Genomic DNA, 566 nt, shown 5'->3' with positions numbered 1-566 from the left:
CATTATCCATTTAGCACATTCCCCTGCATTTCGCGAAAAGCTACATTCCGGGAAAAGCGCTTCATTACAAAGGTCTTGAACCCAACTCCAAAGCTTCCGATTTCCATTCCACTTGTCCGCCCTTTCCCGAGAAAAATCGGGAAGCGGTCAAACTCCATTCCCATCTACATCTTTGAAGTCAAGTCCGCTTTAAATCCTACAGAAAGATAATTCTGTTTAATACTGGCTATTTCGGAGTGACCGTGCCACCTATTTCGGTTCAAACAGTGCCACTTTGAAAGATCATGCAATTATATAAAAAAATAATGTTACTCGTTTTTCAGAACTCCCTTTCTTAATGATTCTCCTTTAAGATCTATCCTATGTGAGGAGTTTACTATCCTGTCCAGGATTGCATCAGCAATAGTTCCTTCACCAATAATATCATACCACGCAGACACCGGTATTTGAGAGGATAGTATGGTGGAAGTTTTATTATAGCGATCATCTATAATATCCATTAAGGTCTCTCTTGCGTGATTATCGAAGGCCTGAAGCCCAAAGTCATCAAGGATGAGTAGATCTGC

At 40.6% G+C, this 566-nt stretch carries 1 protein-coding gene; it reads right to left on the bottom strand.

What is annotated here, in order from left to right:
- Positions 1-308: 308 nt before the first annotated feature.
- A partial coding sequence (locus HC176_RS15870; protein WP_167919967.1) for an ATP-binding protein occupies positions 309-566 on the bottom strand: 258 nt, incomplete at its 5' end.

The sequence above is a fragment of the Tamlana crocina genome, from assembly GCF_012037625.1.
This window is presented reverse-complemented; position numbering and strand designations above follow the sequence as displayed.